The 14,631-nt window shown below is 40.1% G+C and carries 17 protein-coding genes; 13 read left to right on the top strand and 4 right to left on the bottom strand.

What is annotated here, in order from left to right:
• Nucleotides 1–8 precede the first annotated feature (8 nt).
• The 5 genes from ACMX3D_RS11935 (at nt 9) to ACMX3D_RS11915 (ending at nt 2,405) form a co-directional block, all read left to right on the top strand.
• Nucleotides 9–197: a CPXCG motif-containing cysteine-rich protein gene (locus ACMX3D_RS11935; RefSeq protein WP_193884556.1), complete on the top strand. Its 189-nt coding sequence runs from the start codon at nt 9–11 to the stop codon at nt 195–197.
• 19 nt (nt 198–216) lie between these two features.
• On the top strand, nt 217–681 hold the full coding sequence (locus ACMX3D_RS11930) for an SRPBCC family protein (protein WP_482751625.1): 465 nt from the start codon (nt 217–219) through the stop codon (nt 679–681).
• A gap of 225 nt (nt 682–906) precedes the next feature.
• Entirely contained in the window at nt 907–1,311 is a 405-nt protein-coding gene (locus ACMX3D_RS11925) for a phage holin family protein (protein ID WP_482751624.1), read from the top strand.
• A gap of 120 nt (nt 1,312–1,431) precedes the next feature.
• Nucleotides 1,432–1,617, top strand: coding sequence for a YqaE/Pmp3 family membrane protein (locus ACMX3D_RS11920; protein ID WP_482751623.1), 186 nt, complete (start codon nt 1,432–1,434; stop codon nt 1,615–1,617).
• Nucleotides 1,618–1,868: 251 nt separating this feature from the next.
• On the top strand, nt 1,869–2,405 hold the full coding sequence (locus ACMX3D_RS11915) for a Uma2 family endonuclease (protein WP_482751622.1): 537 nt from the start codon (nt 1,869–1,871) through the stop codon (nt 2,403–2,405).
• Between the two features lie 55 nt (nt 2,406–2,460).
• On the opposite strand, the gene ACMX3D_RS11910 is transcribed toward ACMX3D_RS11915, so the two are convergent.
• On the bottom strand, nt 2,461–3,243 hold the full coding sequence (locus ACMX3D_RS11910; protein ID WP_482751621.1) for a histidine kinase: 783 nt from the start codon (nt 3,241–3,243) through the stop codon (nt 2,461–2,463).
• A 263-nt stretch (nt 3,244–3,506) separates the two neighbouring features.
• On the opposite strand from ACMX3D_RS11910, the gene petJ reads away from it, so the two are divergent.
• Nucleotides 3,507–3,854 (top strand): cytochrome c6 PetJ, encoded by a 348-nt coding sequence (petJ, locus tag ACMX3D_RS11905; RefSeq protein WP_482751620.1) that lies wholly within the window; start codon nt 3,507–3,509, stop codon nt 3,852–3,854.
• A 20-nt stretch (nt 3,855–3,874) separates the two neighbouring features.
• Nucleotides 3,875–4,894, top strand: a complete 1,020-nt coding sequence (locus ACMX3D_RS11900; RefSeq protein ID WP_482751619.1) for an aldo/keto reductase — start codon at nt 3,875–3,877, stop codon at nt 4,892–4,894.
• Between the two features lie 41 nt (nt 4,895–4,935).
• Here the strand turns inward: ACMX3D_RS11900 and ACMX3D_RS11895 are convergent, their stop codons facing one another.
• Complete coding sequence (locus tag ACMX3D_RS11895; RefSeq protein ID WP_482751618.1) at nt 4,936–5,406, bottom strand: DUF4385 domain-containing protein; 471 nt, start codon at nt 5,404–5,406, stop codon at nt 4,936–4,938.
• 67 nt (nt 5,407–5,473) lie between these two features.
• On the opposite strand from ACMX3D_RS11895, the gene ACMX3D_RS11890 reads away from it, so the two are divergent.
• From ACMX3D_RS11890 to ACMX3D_RS11865, 6 genes are all read left to right on the top strand, one after another.
• Nucleotides 5,474–5,944 (top strand): VOC family protein, encoded by a 471-nt coding sequence (locus ACMX3D_RS11890; protein ID WP_482751617.1) that lies wholly within the window; start codon nt 5,474–5,476, stop codon nt 5,942–5,944.
• Between the two features lie 44 nt (nt 5,945–5,988).
• Nucleotides 5,989–6,267, top strand: coding sequence for a hypothetical protein (locus ACMX3D_RS11885; RefSeq protein WP_482751616.1), 279 nt, complete (start codon nt 5,989–5,991; stop codon nt 6,265–6,267).
• Between the two features lie 82 nt (nt 6,268–6,349).
• Nucleotides 6,350–8,812 (top strand): CHAT domain-containing protein, encoded by a 2,463-nt coding sequence (locus tag ACMX3D_RS11880; protein ID WP_482751615.1) that lies wholly within the window; start codon nt 6,350–6,352, stop codon nt 8,810–8,812.
• Nucleotides 8,813–8,836: 24 nt separating this feature from the next.
• Nucleotides 8,837–10,066, top strand: a complete 1,230-nt coding sequence (locus tag ACMX3D_RS11875; protein ID WP_482751614.1) for a tetratricopeptide repeat protein — start codon at nt 8,837–8,839, stop codon at nt 10,064–10,066.
• 418 nt (nt 10,067–10,484) lie between these two features.
• On the top strand, nt 10,485–10,937 hold the full coding sequence (locus ACMX3D_RS11870) for a clan AA aspartic protease (protein WP_482751613.1): 453 nt from the start codon (nt 10,485–10,487) through the stop codon (nt 10,935–10,937).
• Nucleotide 10,938: 1 nt separating this feature from the next.
• On the top strand, nt 10,939–11,367 hold the full coding sequence (locus tag ACMX3D_RS11865) for a hypothetical protein (RefSeq protein WP_482751612.1): 429 nt from the start codon (nt 10,939–10,941) through the stop codon (nt 11,365–11,367).
• Nucleotides 11,368–11,423: 56 nt separating this feature from the next.
• Here the strand turns inward: ACMX3D_RS11865 and clpB are convergent, their stop codons facing one another.
• Nucleotides 11,424–14,042 carry an ATP-dependent chaperone ClpB gene (gene clpB, locus ACMX3D_RS11860; protein ID WP_482751611.1) on the bottom strand — a complete coding sequence of 873 codons (2,619 nt, stop codon included), beginning with the start codon at nt 14,040–14,042 and terminating at the stop codon, nt 11,424–11,426.
• A 251-nt stretch (nt 14,043–14,293) separates the two neighbouring features.
• Complete coding sequence (locus ACMX3D_RS11855; protein ID WP_482751610.1) at nt 14,294–14,452, bottom strand: YqaE/Pmp3 family membrane protein; 159 nt, start codon at nt 14,450–14,452, stop codon at nt 14,294–14,296.
• Nucleotides 14,453–14,631 lie beyond the last annotated feature (179 nt).

Here is a 14,631-nt window from a genome sequence, read left to right as displayed (position 1 = left end):
AAAATTGAATGCAAACAACTGCTGAGTATTACTGCGCCTTTTGCGGCGAACCCAACTTAACCTTTATTGACTTGAGTGCGGGGGGACAGCAATCTTATGTTGAAGATTGTCAAGTTTGCTGTAACCCGAATATTTTGTATGTCCGGGTTGATGAAGACACCCTAGATATCGAAATTGATACCGAATACGAAGGCTAAATTTTAGGTTTTGCTGTTCATGTTGCACTTCAACCATTCATCTGTGATTAATGCGCCAATAGAAGTAGTTTGGCAATTTCATGAAAGGCCAGATATCCTGCAAATGTTAACTCCGCCTTGGCAACCAGTCAAAGTAGTTCGGCGAGAAGGAGGACTGGAAGTAGGTGCTATCACAGAGTTTCGTTTGTTTTTGGGGCCATTACCTTTAACTTGGTTAGCGCGTCACACTGAATGCGAACAATATCGTCTATTTGTCGATGAACAAATATCTGGCCCGTTTGAAGCTTGGGTACATCGCCATGAATTTCAGCCAGAAGATGGTAAAACCAAGTTAACAGATGCGATATCTTTCGCCATGCCAGGTGGAGATACAGTTGAATTTATCAGTGGTTGGTTAATACAAAGCCAACTAGAAGCTATGTTTCGCTACCGCCATTATGTAACAAAGCGCGAGTGTGAAGGTAGAAGCGGTAACTGGTGGTAAAGATGTCTAGGTTCAGTCAAGACTTCGCAAAGCAACGTCTCTACAAAATTTATCTCGATAAATTTTTTGAATTGGTAGTATTCTAGAGTTTTTACAGCAAATCTACCTAAATCAGTCAACTGGTAGAAGCAGAATCTATCTTGCAAGAGAGGGTAAATCTTGCCACGTTGTTAATGATAGTAGAAAGACATTCAAAAAACTATCACTGACTTTTTAGGTAAAAAAATGTTGGGAACATTTCTAATAACTCTAGCTACAGCACTGAGCTTACTAATTGTTGATTTAGTTGTGCCTGGTGTTAATATTGCTAACTTTCCCTCGGCTTTAATTGCTGCTGTCGTAATTGGCTTAATCAATAGTTCTGTGAAGCCAGTTCTTTCTACTCTATCGTTACCTTTAAACCTCGTCACCTTCGGTGCATTTGCGTTGGTTGTTAACGGTATCTGTTTTGCCTTAGCAGCATTTTTAGTGCCTGGGTTTAGCGCTCATGGAATTATTGCTTTTATTCTAGGCCCTGTTGTTCTATCTTTGGCTAACACTTTCATTAGCAACTACTTTGTTGAAAGAAACTTATTAACTGGCAATACTTCAACCCAAGGTGAATTACCTCAAGGTAACCCTCAGCAATAGTACAAGTATTTTCTGCTTGAATCAAACCACAGAATTAACATAATTCCTGAGACAGAGTTAAGAGTTATGTTAATTCTGGACAATATGAGTTAATCAATTTGAAAAACTAACAGCAAACCCATGAAATTATTTCGTTTTTTACTTGCTCTTTTAGTGCCTCCTTTAGGCGTTTTTCTAACAGTTGGTGTTGGCCCAACTTTGGTAATTAATATTCTGCTCACCCTGCTTGGTTGGCTTCCTGGTAGTATTCATGCTCTTTGGGTAGTGGCTAAGAGAGAAGAAGCATTTAATAGCGGCACTTACTAAGATAAGTTTCAAATTAGGTCATGAATTCTAAACAGATTCGGCACAAACCTCTCTAAATAAGGACAACGAATTAAGGGTGGGCTTCCATAGTCCACTCTTTTTATCAAGCCACGAGTTATTAGCTAGAATAATTTTTAGAAATAAGATTATCAAATGATATTAGTAAGTGAAAAAGTGGACAGAAAGCCCATAAAATATGAAATATAATCAGAATCCTTGCAAGCAAGCATAGTAAAACTTTGTCACAAAATATGCCCCAGTCAATCACTAGGATTTCGCTTGCAGAGTTTCTTGCTCAACCCAATATTGAGAGTTCACCTGCATGGGAATTAATTGATGGGCGAGTTGTTCAAAAAACAATGGCAACTCTCTTTCACTCACGCCTACAACGTAATCTAGTTAATTATATTAACGATCGCACCGATCAATTTGAAGCGGTGCAGGAGCTACGCTGCATTGTACCTCCTTACTCACCAGTACCAGATATTGCTATCATTGCTTGCAATCGCCTGAGTGATGAAGATGGCCCATTTAATGGAGCGCCAGATTGGTTAATTGAAATTCGCTCGCCTGAACAAAGTACCTTAGACTTACAAAATAAAATTCTCCACTGCCTCAGTAATGGAACACAACTTGCTTGGTTAATAGATATTGCTCGTCAGCAAATCTGGGTTTGGCAAGGAGATGATTTACCGATAGTTTTTGCTGGAGTAGACATTTTACCAAGTTTAGGCATTCTCCCTGAAATTACAGTTAATGCTGTCATAGCTATGACTAGCCGAAAATAATTAATTACAACAAAGAGACGTTGCATTGCAACGTCTCTAAATTTATATATATCTTCTAGTTTTTATCTGCTGTGTCCTTTTCTTTAAACAAATCAGCAGTGGCTAGTAATAACTCCCGTAAGGTTTGTTTAATTTGGAATTCTTTTCTAGCGATAGCTGTACCTGCTTCTTTTAGTTTATCGTCTAACTGCGATCGCTTTTGTACTACTTGTGTCGCTACAGCTTCAGCTTGCGGACGCGCTTGGTTATACCAAGTTTTTGCATCGTTCAGATAATTTTGGACTTCTTCAGAACGTCCACCATAACGTGCAGCTAAATTAGCACGAACAATTGCTAGTTGTGCTTGCAATTGTGCGTAACGTTTTTTTAGTAAAGAAACTTCATCACTATCTTTGATGGCGTTAACAGCCGAATCAATGATGTTTTTGGTATCAGCAGGTTTTTCCCTACCTGTTTCTTCAATCTCTGCTAATATCACATCTACATCTTGTTGCAGTTTTTCTTCTTCGCTATCTAGTTGAGCTTGCAACCTTTGCAGTTCTGACTGAGTTTGAATGATATTCTCGTGTCTTTTTTGGTTCACGCCTTCTAAAGCACCTTCGATAGAAGCTGTGACTTCTTCTTTAATTTCAGTACCTTTTTCTTGGAGGCTTTCAATCACAGCAGAAACCGCATCTTTTACAAGCCCACGCAGTTCAATTGAACCTTCTTTAAACTCAGAAGCAACTTGAGAAACTGCTGATTTTACAATTTCTCGAACTCTTTCAGTCCGTAACTGACCAGTTTCTTTAGCTTGCTTAAGGTCTGTTTGAATTTGTTCTTTGATATTTCTAACCATTTTCAACTCTGGGCATTTAGCTAATTTGGATAAAAATTTTTAGAGATGGTGATACACTCATATTCTGGCTTATTCTCTCAGTCATAGGCACTTCCTTTAGATAGAAAGGAAAGGTGAAAAATCGTCAGCATTTATCCGTGTAGATGTACGGTTTTCTTCACCTCAACATATTGAGTATCAGTATGTACATACTTGTGAGAAGATAAAGATTAATTTATAGTTGCTATAAAACAATGATAACCGCCCGAACAAATATCATAACTATGAGCATTAATTTGCTAAAAATCGTGCAATTATTATGTTTAATTCTCTTGTTATTGACTATTACCTTCACCTTGCCTGCTAGTGCTAACGATACAGTTAATGGCGCACAAATATTCAGCGTTCATTGTGCTGGCTGTCATATTAACGGTAGTAACATCATCAGACGGGGCAAGAATTTAAAAAAGCAAGCGCTTAAGAAATATAATATGGATTCAATAGAGGCAATTATATCCATTGTCACCAATGGAAAAAATAATATGTCTGCTTATAAAGACCGCCTCAGTGAACAAGAAATTCAAGATGTTGCAGCTTACGTTCTAGAACAAGCTGCAAAAGACTGGCGTTAAATAATTCAAAGTTCAACAATATGGTGTTACCCGCAGAAAGTCGTCTTCAACTTACTCCCGATTTGAACATTTGCCGGATATTAAATGGTATGTGGCAAGTGTCTGGCGCACATGGAAATATCAATCCCAGATCAGCAATTCATGCTATGTTCCAATATGTAGATGAAGGGTTTACAACTTGGGATTTAGCCGACCATTATGGCCCTGCTGAAGATTTTATTGGGGAATTTCGCCGTCAACTAGTTGCTACTAGAGGTAAAGAAGCTTTAGCTAACTTACAAGCTTTTACAAAATGGGTTCCTCGCCCTCGCAAAATGACAAAAAAAGTCGTAGAGGAAAATATTAATATTTCCTTACGGCGAATGAATGTTGAATCTTTAGATTTAATTCAATTTCACTGGTGGGAGTATAACGATAAAAATTATCTAGACGCCCTCAAATTTATGGCAGAATTGCAAACTGAGGGAAAAATTAAACATTTAGCTTTGACCAATTTTGATACAAAACATCTGCAAATTATCATTAACGCAGGGATTAAAATTGTTTCTAATCAAGTGCAATTTTCATTAGTTGACCGTCGTCCAGAAGTGTCAATGGTGCAATTCTGTCAACAACATGATATTAAACTTTTCACTTACGGCACAGTTTGTGGTGGTTTATTATCAGAAAAATATTTAGGTCAGCCAGAACCACGAAACTTTGATTTAGGCACAGCCAGCTTACGTAAATATAAAAATATGATTGATGCTTGGGGTGGTTGGCAATTATTTCAAGAATTACTTTCTACACTTAAAGAAATTGCTGATAAGTATGGTGTAAGTATTACTAATGTGGCAGTACGTTACATTTTAGATAAACCAGCGGTGGGAGGTGTAATTGTTGGCGCAAGGCTGGGTGTAACAGAACATATTGAAAACAACGCCAAAGTCTTTAATTTTAGATTAAATCAAGAAGACTGCGATCGCCTAGATCAAATTTCTCAAAAATCACGAAATCTATATCAGATAATTGGCGATTGCGGCGACGAATATAGAAGATAATTAGTAATTACAGTAGAGACGTTACATGTAACGTCTCTACTTCAGCCTTCATACATGTGTTTATGTTTTGCTAAAAGCTGGAGATACTTAGCATTTGTTTTTGCTTCCACCCATTTAGCTTTAAAAATAGCTGCTGATTCTGCTTTTACTGGGTCTACATCATAAGGCAGTATTTCTTTTTTTGAACTTCCCTCATCGGAAGTTTTTTTGTATTTTCTGCCGCTTTTATGATTAGCATAACGGCGAGAACGAGTATATCCCATTTGGATAAACTTCCGCGCCATGTCTGCTCCCACAAAATCATCCTGTGCTAGATAATCTAGAAAAAGCTGATAGATTTTTTCACTGGATTCCTTAGCAATCTCAGGTGTTTTGAATCGCCAATGAGGTAGAATTTCTGATTTGTAGGGTTCTACCAAAAGCACACCTTGTTCGCCCTTACCAACGCGATATAATTCAGGATGCTGGCGAAAATCTATTTTTTGGAAGTCTAAAGAATAATCAAAAGCCATAATAATTGAAAGTAAACTCTTTTTCAGAGTTCAACTTCTATCCTAGTAAGGAAATTTACTCTGCCTTATGAAAAATATCCTTGCTCCTGGACATTTGCGGAGAGTGCATCACATTGCTCTCAACGTCAAAGATATGCAAGCTTCGCGTCACTTTTATGGTAGTGTTTTGGGCTTGCATGAATTGACAGGAAAGCAAGTACCCGCAACTTTGGTGGAACTTGTCGCCGAGGGGAAAGTTGCTAACTTTGTTACTCCTGATGGCGTAATTTTAGATTTATTCTGGACACCTGATCTTGAGCCACCAAATCCAGATCCAGAAAAGAGTTTTACAAGAGCGTATCATCTAGCTTTTGATATAGATCCGCGATTATTTGAGAAAGCTTTAGCAGTTTTGCAGGAGAATAATATAGCGATCGCACATGGCCCAGTTAATCGTCCTACAGGTAAAGGTGTTTACTTTTATGACCCCGATGGTTTTATGATTGAAATTCGTTGCGATCCTCAACCTGCTGTGAGAATACCGACTCCTGAGTACTAAGCCGTTATCTCAACCTGATATCTCCTTTCCCTTTTCATATAGCAATGCAGATATTTCAAGTCATCGAAGCCGCACTTACCAAACCACCAATTCCCCACGAACCTTATAAGCAATCGTTGAAAGCTTGGGCAATGTATTGCTTGCGGGATAGAGGTTTCAAAGTTGTTTATGCTCAAAATGCTGATTTTGCCATTGAACCCAAAGGTGGCGAAAAACTCTATTTTAAAGTTACCAACAATGCAGATGATGTAGATAGTTCCTGCGGTTGGATAGTTTGGGATAGTGTCGCCAAAACTGCCAGTTTGATTCCACCATCATCTTGATAATTTGCGTAATCAGCCGACCTCTACGTGAATTACTGAGTTAAGTTAGCATCGGATTAGCTAACCAGTGATAGAGGTAGTTATGGCGCAGAATTGGTTGCGGATTACTCATCAAGATGAAAAAATCCAACTTTCCTGGCAACGAGAACAATCTGCACCACGTTCAGCACCTCCAGTCACTTTTGAGCATCCATTTGATGAACAGACATTAACTGAATTACGCTGGTACTTAGAAGAGTATTTACCTTTTCCTTATGGTATTTTCCCTGAGCAAGCCCAGAAAATCGAGCAAAAGTTTCAAGAATGGGGACAGCAGTTATTTGAATTAGTTTTTCCCCGCACCACTAAAGCTTGGGATTTTTTTCAAGAAGCTACAAGGGAAGGGCTAGACAAGTGCGAAATTAATATTTCTTCTGATGACCCCAAAGTGCTAAATTTACCTTGGGAGTTGCTGTATACGCCTGATTATCAATTTCTTGCACCGTCTTTAAGGGGAATGTATCGCAGTCTCAACGGTTATGCAGTGCGATCGCCTCTCCAAGAATTACCCCAGGACAAGTTAAATATATTATTAGTAGTTTCCCGCCCCTATGGCGAAAAAGATGTCGCTTTAAAAACTATCGCCCGTCCTCTACTCGAAGCCCTAAAACCAATTCAAAAGGATGTCAACCTCAAAGTGCTGCGTCCACCAAGCTTTGAGGCATTTGAGCAAGAACTAAATGCTCATAAAGGTTTTTACCATATCGTCCATTTTGATGGACATGGGGACTTTGACGAAAACAGCACAGGATTTCAACATTCTTACGGTAGCAAAGGGCAGGGAGTATTGGTGTTTGAAAATACCGATGGTTCACCCCAAATTATTACTGCTGCCCAAATTGCTCAGAGTTTAAATGATTGTCGTGTGCCGATTTTTGTTTTGAATGCTTGTAAATCAGCCCAAGAAGGAGATGGTAGTTTTTCTTCTGTGGCGACGCGCTTGGTATCTTTAGGGACAAAGGGCGTAGTTGCAATGGCTTATAACGTGCAAGCCGAAGCAGCCAAACATTTCATCGGCAGATTTTATCAGCAACTAGTCACGGGAACCGATGTATCCAATGCTGTAGCCGCAGCAAGGCGACAAGTAATAAATCAACGTTTGCGTCCTAGCCCTAAAGGTGATTTACCTTTAGCTGACTGGATGGTTCCGGTGTTGTACCAGCAGGAAACCTATACACCGTTTACAAAAGTCAATCATCAAACAGAAGACTTTACTGATATTGATGACTTTTTGGCAGAACCCATCAGCAATTTATTCAGGTTTCCAGAACAGGGACGCTACGGTTTTATTGGGCGAGACAACGACATCTTACGGTTAGAGCGAGCATTTCGCCAAAATAATATTGTGCTGTTGCAAGGTATGGGAGGTGTAGGTAAAACTGAGCTAACAACAGGGTTTGCCCAATGGTTAGATGAAACTCAAGGGCGTAAGCAGATATTTTTTACCTCCTTCGAGTCTGGCGCGTCACTAATTCGGGTAATAAACGAAGTCGGAAGAGTTGTTTGGGGAGATAAGTTTTCCCAGTATGAGGCAGAGCAACAACAACGAGCCGTCTTCAAATATTTGCAATCTCAGCCTTGTTTGTTGATTTGGGATAACTTTGAACCAGTCAATGGTTTCCCGACGGGGAATGAACCTTTACTGAGTGCAGAAGAAAGAAACAATCTCAAACAATTTCTCAAAGAATTACAAGGCGGTAAATCTTGGGTATTAATTACCAGCCGCCGCGAAGAACTTTGGCTTGATTGTGGATATAGTTTAATCAATTTGCAGGGTTTATCTCAAGCCGATGCCCAAGAGTTAGCCGCGAAGATTTTGCAAACTGTGGGTGTAGAGAGAAAGAACTTACCAAAAGAGTATTTAGAGTTATTGAAATTGCTGGGTGGACATCCCTTATCGTTGCGGGTGGTGTTACCGCATTTAAAGACACAGACACCAACTCAATTAATTGAAGCGTTGCGGCTGGGGTTGGATACTTTTAGAGGTGCTGATGAGGAAGGTAGGGATAAGTCGTTAACTGTGTCGTTGGATTATTCCTTTGCCAAGTTGTCGGAACGAACACGTCAGCATTTACCATTTTTGGCGTTGTTTTCAGAACGGATAAATGCAGATTGCCTATATTTGTTATCTGAAAGTTCTGATAATATTTCTGGACAAGCTTATCGGGTGGTGTTTGGGGAGAATTTGCAAAAAGTTGATTGGTTGCAGATTCTAAATGAAGCCACCGCCGCAGGTATTTTGGAATATTTGGGTGAGACTATTTACAAAATTCACCCAGCACTACCTTGGTATTTGCGCCAGCAGTTAAACAGAATTACTTCCCAGGAGGTGATTAAAGAACTCGAAAAAAAGTTGCTGATTTTTTATGCTGATTTAGCAGCTCACTATGACAAGCAACTCATCAGCAACTCTAAAATGGCAACCTCTGTACTGCAAGTTGAAGAACCAAATTTATTACAAAATCTACGCCTTGCTGAACAGCAAAAAGAGTGGGCTAAAGCATAGTTAATTCTGCAAGTGTTGGGAGAAGTGTATCAACGTGTAGGTCGCAAAACTGAATATCAATCACTGCGGCAACGGGCGCTTAAACAAATTAACATTAACTTGGCAAATGTGACAGTAAAGGGTGAAGATGCTTTTAATTTTTGGATGTATCTGCGAAGTGTGGATGCAAATGAAGCAGCGCTAAGTGCTGACTTAGAATATGCAAGAAAAATCTATCAAGAAATTTTGGATAAATTGACAGCGCTAAATGACCCATCAGTTAATGATCAGATTGCCACTTTTAATCACAATCTAGGTTATGTTGCGGAAAAGCAATGGCAGTTTAATACAGCTATTGATTACTACAAAACAGCGCTGAAGATAAAAGAAGATACCGGTAATGTGTACAGTGCTGCTAATGACTATCATCAAATTGGCAACATTGCTCAAAAGCAAAGGCAGTTTGATATCGCAGTTAAGTACTATAACAAGGCACTGAAGATTTTTGAAGATGAGGGAGATTTTTATCATGCTGCCACTGTCTATCACCAAATAGGCATCGTAGCTGAAGAACAACGGCAATTTGATGTGGCTGTTGATCACTATAACAAAGCATTGAAGATAGCAGAAGATTCAGAGGATTTGTCTAGTGCTGCCATTGAATATCATCAATTGGGCAATGTTGCTCTAAAGCAAAGGAAGTTTGATATCGCAGTTGATTACTATAACAAGGCACTAAAAATTTTTGAAGATGGCGGAGATTTCTATAATGCTGCCACTGTCTATCACCAACTAGGTATGGTAGTCTATGAGCAAAAACAGTTTGATGTAGCTATTGATTACTGCTTCAAATCACTGAATATATTAGAACAGAGAAAAGATTATTATAGTGCAGCTAGTGATTATTATTTATTAGCTATGGTAGCCCAAGAGCAACAGCAGTTTGATGTGGCGATTAAGTATTATCAAAAAGCCTGGGAAACTTATCAGCAATTTAAAGATTGGTATTGGACTTTACAAACATTGGGTAAATGGGGAAGGCTTTTAGAAGCTCAAGAAAATTATGCTGAAGCTTTGCTAATTTATATTGGAGCTTTAGGCGTTGCTTTACAGCACTATCAAGATTTTATCAGTTATTATATCAATGCTTTAGCTCGTATGCTTCAGCAGTTAGGTGAAACCCAGTTTCAAAGCATTTGGCGCGAGACGACGGGTGAAGAGTGCGCTGGAGAGGTACGCGAGGCAATTTGGACAGCGCGGGATAGGCTAGGTTGATTCAGATCCCCGACTTCTTCAAGAAATCGGGGATCTTGCAGTCCCTTATATAAGTTTTGTTTAAGCATTGCTTACGATCGCACAAAGCGCACTATCTTAAAGAGCGATCGCATAAGCTTTTGTCAAAAAGTTGTAACCTTAAGCCTTAATGTCGTAACGTTAAGCCTTAATGTTGTAATGTTGGTGATTAAGGTTGTAACCTTAAGCCTTAATATCGTAACCTTAAGCCTTAATGTTGTAATGTTGGTGATTAATGTTGTAACCTTAAGCCTTAATGTTGTAACATTAAGTCTTAATATCGTAGCGTTAAGACTTAATGTTGTAATGTTGGTGACGACAAGACATTCAGTTATACCTGCGATCGTTGATTCAAGAACTGACAAATTCTCCCTAGTTAATTTTCTAGGAGATATTTATTATGGTAAATCTCAATCATGCCAATAATGCCAGCAATGATTCTATGGGCGCAGTTCGCATCAAAGTTAAACTAATAAATGCCATAGATGAAGCACTTGTCAGTCGAGGAATGCTCAATCCCGATATGTTGCGTGTATGTGAAACTGAAGCACTGGTGTATACTGGTGCTGTACGTACTGTTCTCCCCATGTCGATTGTACAGCAGTTAGGTTTGAGAATTCGCGGTCAGCAGGTGGCGGAATACGCTAATGGGATGGAAGAATCTGTCGGTGTGACGGAACCCGTAATTATAGAATTAGCAGGGCGAGAAACTACTGAAGCTACATTAGTTACAGGCAATATTGTGCTGATTGGGCAAACTGTACTGGAAACGCTAGATTTATTAGTGGATTGTAAAAATCAGCGACTTATACCTAATCCTGAGCATCCCAATTATCCCGTAATGAGAATCTAGCATGAATCCCCAAGTATCTTCTACCGAAATTCAAGAACTGCAACAAATCATCCAAGATGAGCAGGCGCAAAAAGCACTCACAACTTTACAACAAAATAACGGTGATTTAGAAGCTAGTTTTGATGAACTTTGGCAAGAACAATTTGGTAAAACAGCTTTTGGTAAAAATAAATCTCTCTTACAATTAACACTAAATGAAATTCGCGCTGAAATATGCGGCGATGATGGTTTACAAGGCAAAATCAAAGAATATACTAAAAACCCTGGGAGTGCTGCTTTACTTAATAGTATTATTGGCTCGTTAGTTACTGTGGCAGCTGTGAATGGTATTCCTATTGATGCAGCGATCGCCACAATTGTAGTCTTATATATTCTCAAAATCGGAATCAACGTTTTCTGCAAATATACAGAACCAGAAAATAATTCATAAAAAAACGCAAAGACACTTCTTTGTGCCTTTGCGTCTATGCGAGAAACAACCTTAAATTAACTGCTAAATACTTCCACAGGTAAACGACTAAAAGCCAGTCGTTCATTCTGCACATCGACAAAGATGGTGTCGCCGTCATGGAATTCGCTGCGAAGTAAGGCTTTGGCAATTTGCGTTTCTAATTCGCGCTGAATTGCACGTTTTAGTGGACGCGCCCCAAATACGGGGTCATAGCCCACTTCAGCTAAGAAATCAAGCGCAGCATCGGAGAGTTTGAGAGATATTTTGCGATCGCTCAACCTGTCTCTTAATCTTTGTACTTGCAACTGTACAATGTGGCGCAGTTCTTTCTTATCTAAACTGTGGAAGATGATAATTTCATCAATCCGGTTGAGGAACTCTGGACGGAAGCTATTCCGCATCGCCTCCATTACCCGATGGCGCATTTCGTCGTAACGAGAATTATCTCCAGCAATATCGAGAATGAACTGGGAACCGATGTTGCTGGTCATAATAATAATTGTGTTCTTGAAGTCTACAGTATGACCTTGGGCATCGGTGACGCGTCCATCATCTAAAATTTGCAAGAAAATATTAAACACATCGGGGTGGGCTTTTTCGATTTCGTCAAACAAAATCACTGCGTAAGGACGACGACGAATAGCTTCCGTGAGTTGTCCACCTTCTTCGTAACCGACATAACCAGGAGGCGCACCAATTAACCGCGAGACGGCGTGTTTTTCCATGTACTCAGACATATCAATTCGCACCAGTGCATCTTCGGTGTCGAACATATACGCCGCCAAGGCTTTGGCTAACTCGGTTTTACCTACACCTGTAGGGCCGAGGAACACAAAGCTGGCGATAGGACGATTCGGATCAGCTAATCCAGCACGCGATCGCTGAATTGCATCGGCGACTGCTGTCACAGCTTCAGCTTGTCCAACTACTCGACGATGCAGTTCATCTTCTAAATGCAGCAGTTTTTCTTTCTCTGATTCCACCAACTTGCTGATGGGAATTCCTGTCCATTTAGAAATAACTTCTGCAATATCAGATTCGGTGACTTCTTCCCGCAGTAGAGATTTACCGCTTCTTTGGGCGTTTGCTAATTCACTTTCAGCGATTTCGAGTTTGCGATGTAAATCAGTTAACTGACCATATTTCAATTCCGCAGCGCGGTTGAGGTCATAGTTTCTTTCTGCTTGCTGAATTTCTAAGTTGACGCGTTCAATTTCTTTCTTAACAGACTGAATTTTGTTGATAATATCTTTTTCAGACTGCCATTGAGCGCTGAGAGTTCTTTGTTCTTCTTTGAGGTCAGCAATTTCTTTTTCTAATCTTTCCAACCGTTCACGGGAAGCTGCATCGCTTTCTTTTTGCAAAGATAGTTTCTCCATTTCTAATTGGAGAATCTTGCGATCGATTTCGTCGAGTTCTTCGGGTTTGGAAGTAATTTCCATTTTTAACCTAGCAGCAGCTTCGTCTACCAAGTCAATAGCTTTATCTGGTAAGAAGCGATCGCTAATATAGCGACTAGAAAGTTGCGCCGCAGCCACTAAAGCACTATCAGAAATCTTCACGCCATGATGGTTTTCATAGCGTTCCCGCAAACCACGCAAAATCGAAATCGTATCTTCGACGCTGGGCTGATCAACATAAACTTGTTGGAAGCGTCTTTCTAAAGCGGCATCTTTTTCGATATATTTGCGATACTCATCTAAAGTTGTCGCACCAATACAACGCAACTCACCCCGCGCCAACATCGGTTTTAACAAGTTACCCGCATCCATCGCGCCTTGGGTTGCACCTGCGCCGACAACGGTATGAATTTCATCAATAAATAGAACTATATTACCGCCAGATTCAGTTACTTCTTTTAAAACTGCTTTGAGGCGTTCTTCAAATTCGCCCCGGAATTTTGCCCCTGCAATCAAAGCACCCATATCTAAAGCGATGAGTTTGCGGTCTTTCAGGGATTGGGGAACATCGCCAGCCACGATGCGTTGAGCTAATCCTTCCGCGATCGCAGTTTTACCAACCCCAGGTTCCCCAATCAATACAGGGTTATTCTTGGTACGGCGCGAGAGAATCTGCACAGTCCGGCGAATCTCGTCATCTCGACCAATTACCGGATCGAGTTGACCTTTGCGGGCTGCTTCTGTGAGGTCACGTCCATATTTTTCCAGTGCTTCGTATTTACCTTCTGGATTTTGGTCGGTCACTTTCTGGCTCCCACGAATTTGTTTAATAATATTTTTCAACTTGCCTTCGTCTAACCCGAACTCTTGGAGTAGACTCTTGCCAAAACGGTCATCTTTGGCATAACCCAGCAATAAGTGTTCAATAGAAATATATTCGTCTTTAAAATCTTTACGATAGTTCTCCGCACGGTCTAGTAGTGTGTCTAAGCTGCGTCCCAAGAACACAGAACTACTTGTACCAGACACCCTCGGTTGACGTTGGAGAAATTGATCAGTGCGATCGCGGATTTTTTGCAGATTCACACCCGCCTTAGTTAAAATGCTGCTGGCTAAACCTTCTTGTTCTAGCAAGGCTTTTAGCAAGTGTTCGCTTTCGATTTGTTGTTGCTGATATTGTTTAGCAATATCTGGTGTGTGGGCGATCGCTTCCCAGGCTTTTTCGGTAAATTGGTTGGGATTAGTAGGTTGCATAGGCTGTTTGAATAACCACTCCCGATATGAGGCGCAGAAAAAAATCTTATATGGTTATTGTATGAAGCGGAGCGCAACTAACTGGATCGGTCTTCACGTCTTGAAGAAGTAGTATTATTACCTGAAAAATGAATATTTTCTTTACACACAAAGGCGTAACGTTCAGGTTTTGCCAAAATTTTTACAATGCTTGATGAAAACCACTATTGTTTATGTACTATCGGTAATTGGTAATCATCAAGCGATCGCTATTATTTCCTGGCGATTACCCACACCGCATGTACAATCCCCGGAATATACCCAAGAAATGTCAAAAGTATATTAATCCAAAAATCTTTTCCCAAACCTACTTGTAAAAATACTCCCAAAGGCGGTAGAAAAATCGCCACTAAAATCCTAATTAAGTCCATTTCAGCTTCCTGTCACGCTATATTTAACGCCGTGTGCAACTTTCCCTCAAACCTAACCCCCAACCCCTTCCCTACAAGGGAAGGGGAGCAAGAATCAAAGCCTCTCTCCTCTTAGGGGAGAGGTTTGGAGAGGGTTTAAAAATAAGTTGCACATCACGTTATTTCTACTCCTCAAAGAT

This window comes from Anabaena sp. TISTR 8404, assembly GCF_056847745.1.
Note: the sequence above shows the minus strand (reverse complement) of the source record. Positions and strands in the feature narration are given on the sequence as shown.

Bases quoted from the DNA above. Each gene is read 5' to 3' on its own strand.
- ACMX3D_RS11935 (WP_193884556.1), top strand. From the start codon at position 9: ATGCAAACAACTGCTGAGTATTACTGCGCCTTTTGCGGCGAACCCAAC.
- ACMX3D_RS11930 (WP_482751625.1), top strand. From the start codon at position 217: ATGTTGCACTTCAACCATTCATCTGTGATTAATGCGCCAATAGAAGTA.
- ACMX3D_RS11925 (WP_482751624.1), top strand. From the start codon at position 907: ATGTTGGGAACATTTCTAATAACTCTAGCTACAGCACTGAGCTTACTA.
- ACMX3D_RS11920 (WP_482751623.1), top strand. From the start codon at position 1,432: ATGAAATTATTTCGTTTTTTACTTGCTCTTTTAGTGCCTCCTTTAGGC.
- ACMX3D_RS11915 (WP_482751622.1), top strand. From the start codon at position 1,869: ATGCCCCAGTCAATCACTAGGATTTCGCTTGCAGAGTTTCTTGCTCAA.
- ACMX3D_RS11910 (WP_482751621.1), bottom strand. From the start codon at position 3,243: ATGGTTAGAAATATCAAAGAACAAATTCAAACAGACCTTAAGCAAGCT.
- petJ (WP_482751620.1), top strand. From the start codon at position 3,507: ATGAGCATTAATTTGCTAAAAATCGTGCAATTATTATGTTTAATTCTC.
- ACMX3D_RS11900 (WP_482751619.1), top strand. From the start codon at position 3,875: ATGGTGTTACCCGCAGAAAGTCGTCTTCAACTTACTCCCGATTTGAAC.
- ACMX3D_RS11895 (WP_482751618.1), bottom strand. From the start codon at position 5,406: ATGGCTTTTGATTATTCTTTAGACTTCCAAAAAATAGATTTTCGCCAG.
- ACMX3D_RS11890 (WP_482751617.1), top strand. From the start codon at position 5,474: ATGAAAAATATCCTTGCTCCTGGACATTTGCGGAGAGTGCATCACATT.
- ACMX3D_RS11885 (WP_482751616.1), top strand. From the start codon at position 5,989: ATGCAGATATTTCAAGTCATCGAAGCCGCACTTACCAAACCACCAATT.
- ACMX3D_RS11880 (WP_482751615.1), top strand. From the start codon at position 6,350: ATGGCGCAGAATTGGTTGCGGATTACTCATCAAGATGAAAAAATCCAA.
- ACMX3D_RS11870 (WP_482751613.1), top strand. From the start codon at position 10,485: ATGGTAAATCTCAATCATGCCAATAATGCCAGCAATGATTCTATGGGC.
- ACMX3D_RS11865 (WP_482751612.1), top strand. From the start codon at position 10,939: ATGAATCCCCAAGTATCTTCTACCGAAATTCAAGAACTGCAACAAATC.
- clpB (WP_482751611.1), bottom strand. From the start codon at position 14,042: ATGCAACCTACTAATCCCAACCAATTTACCGAAAAAGCCTGGGAAGCG.
- ACMX3D_RS11855 (WP_482751610.1), bottom strand. From the start codon at position 14,452: ATGGACTTAATTAGGATTTTAGTGGCGATTTTTCTACCGCCTTTGGGA.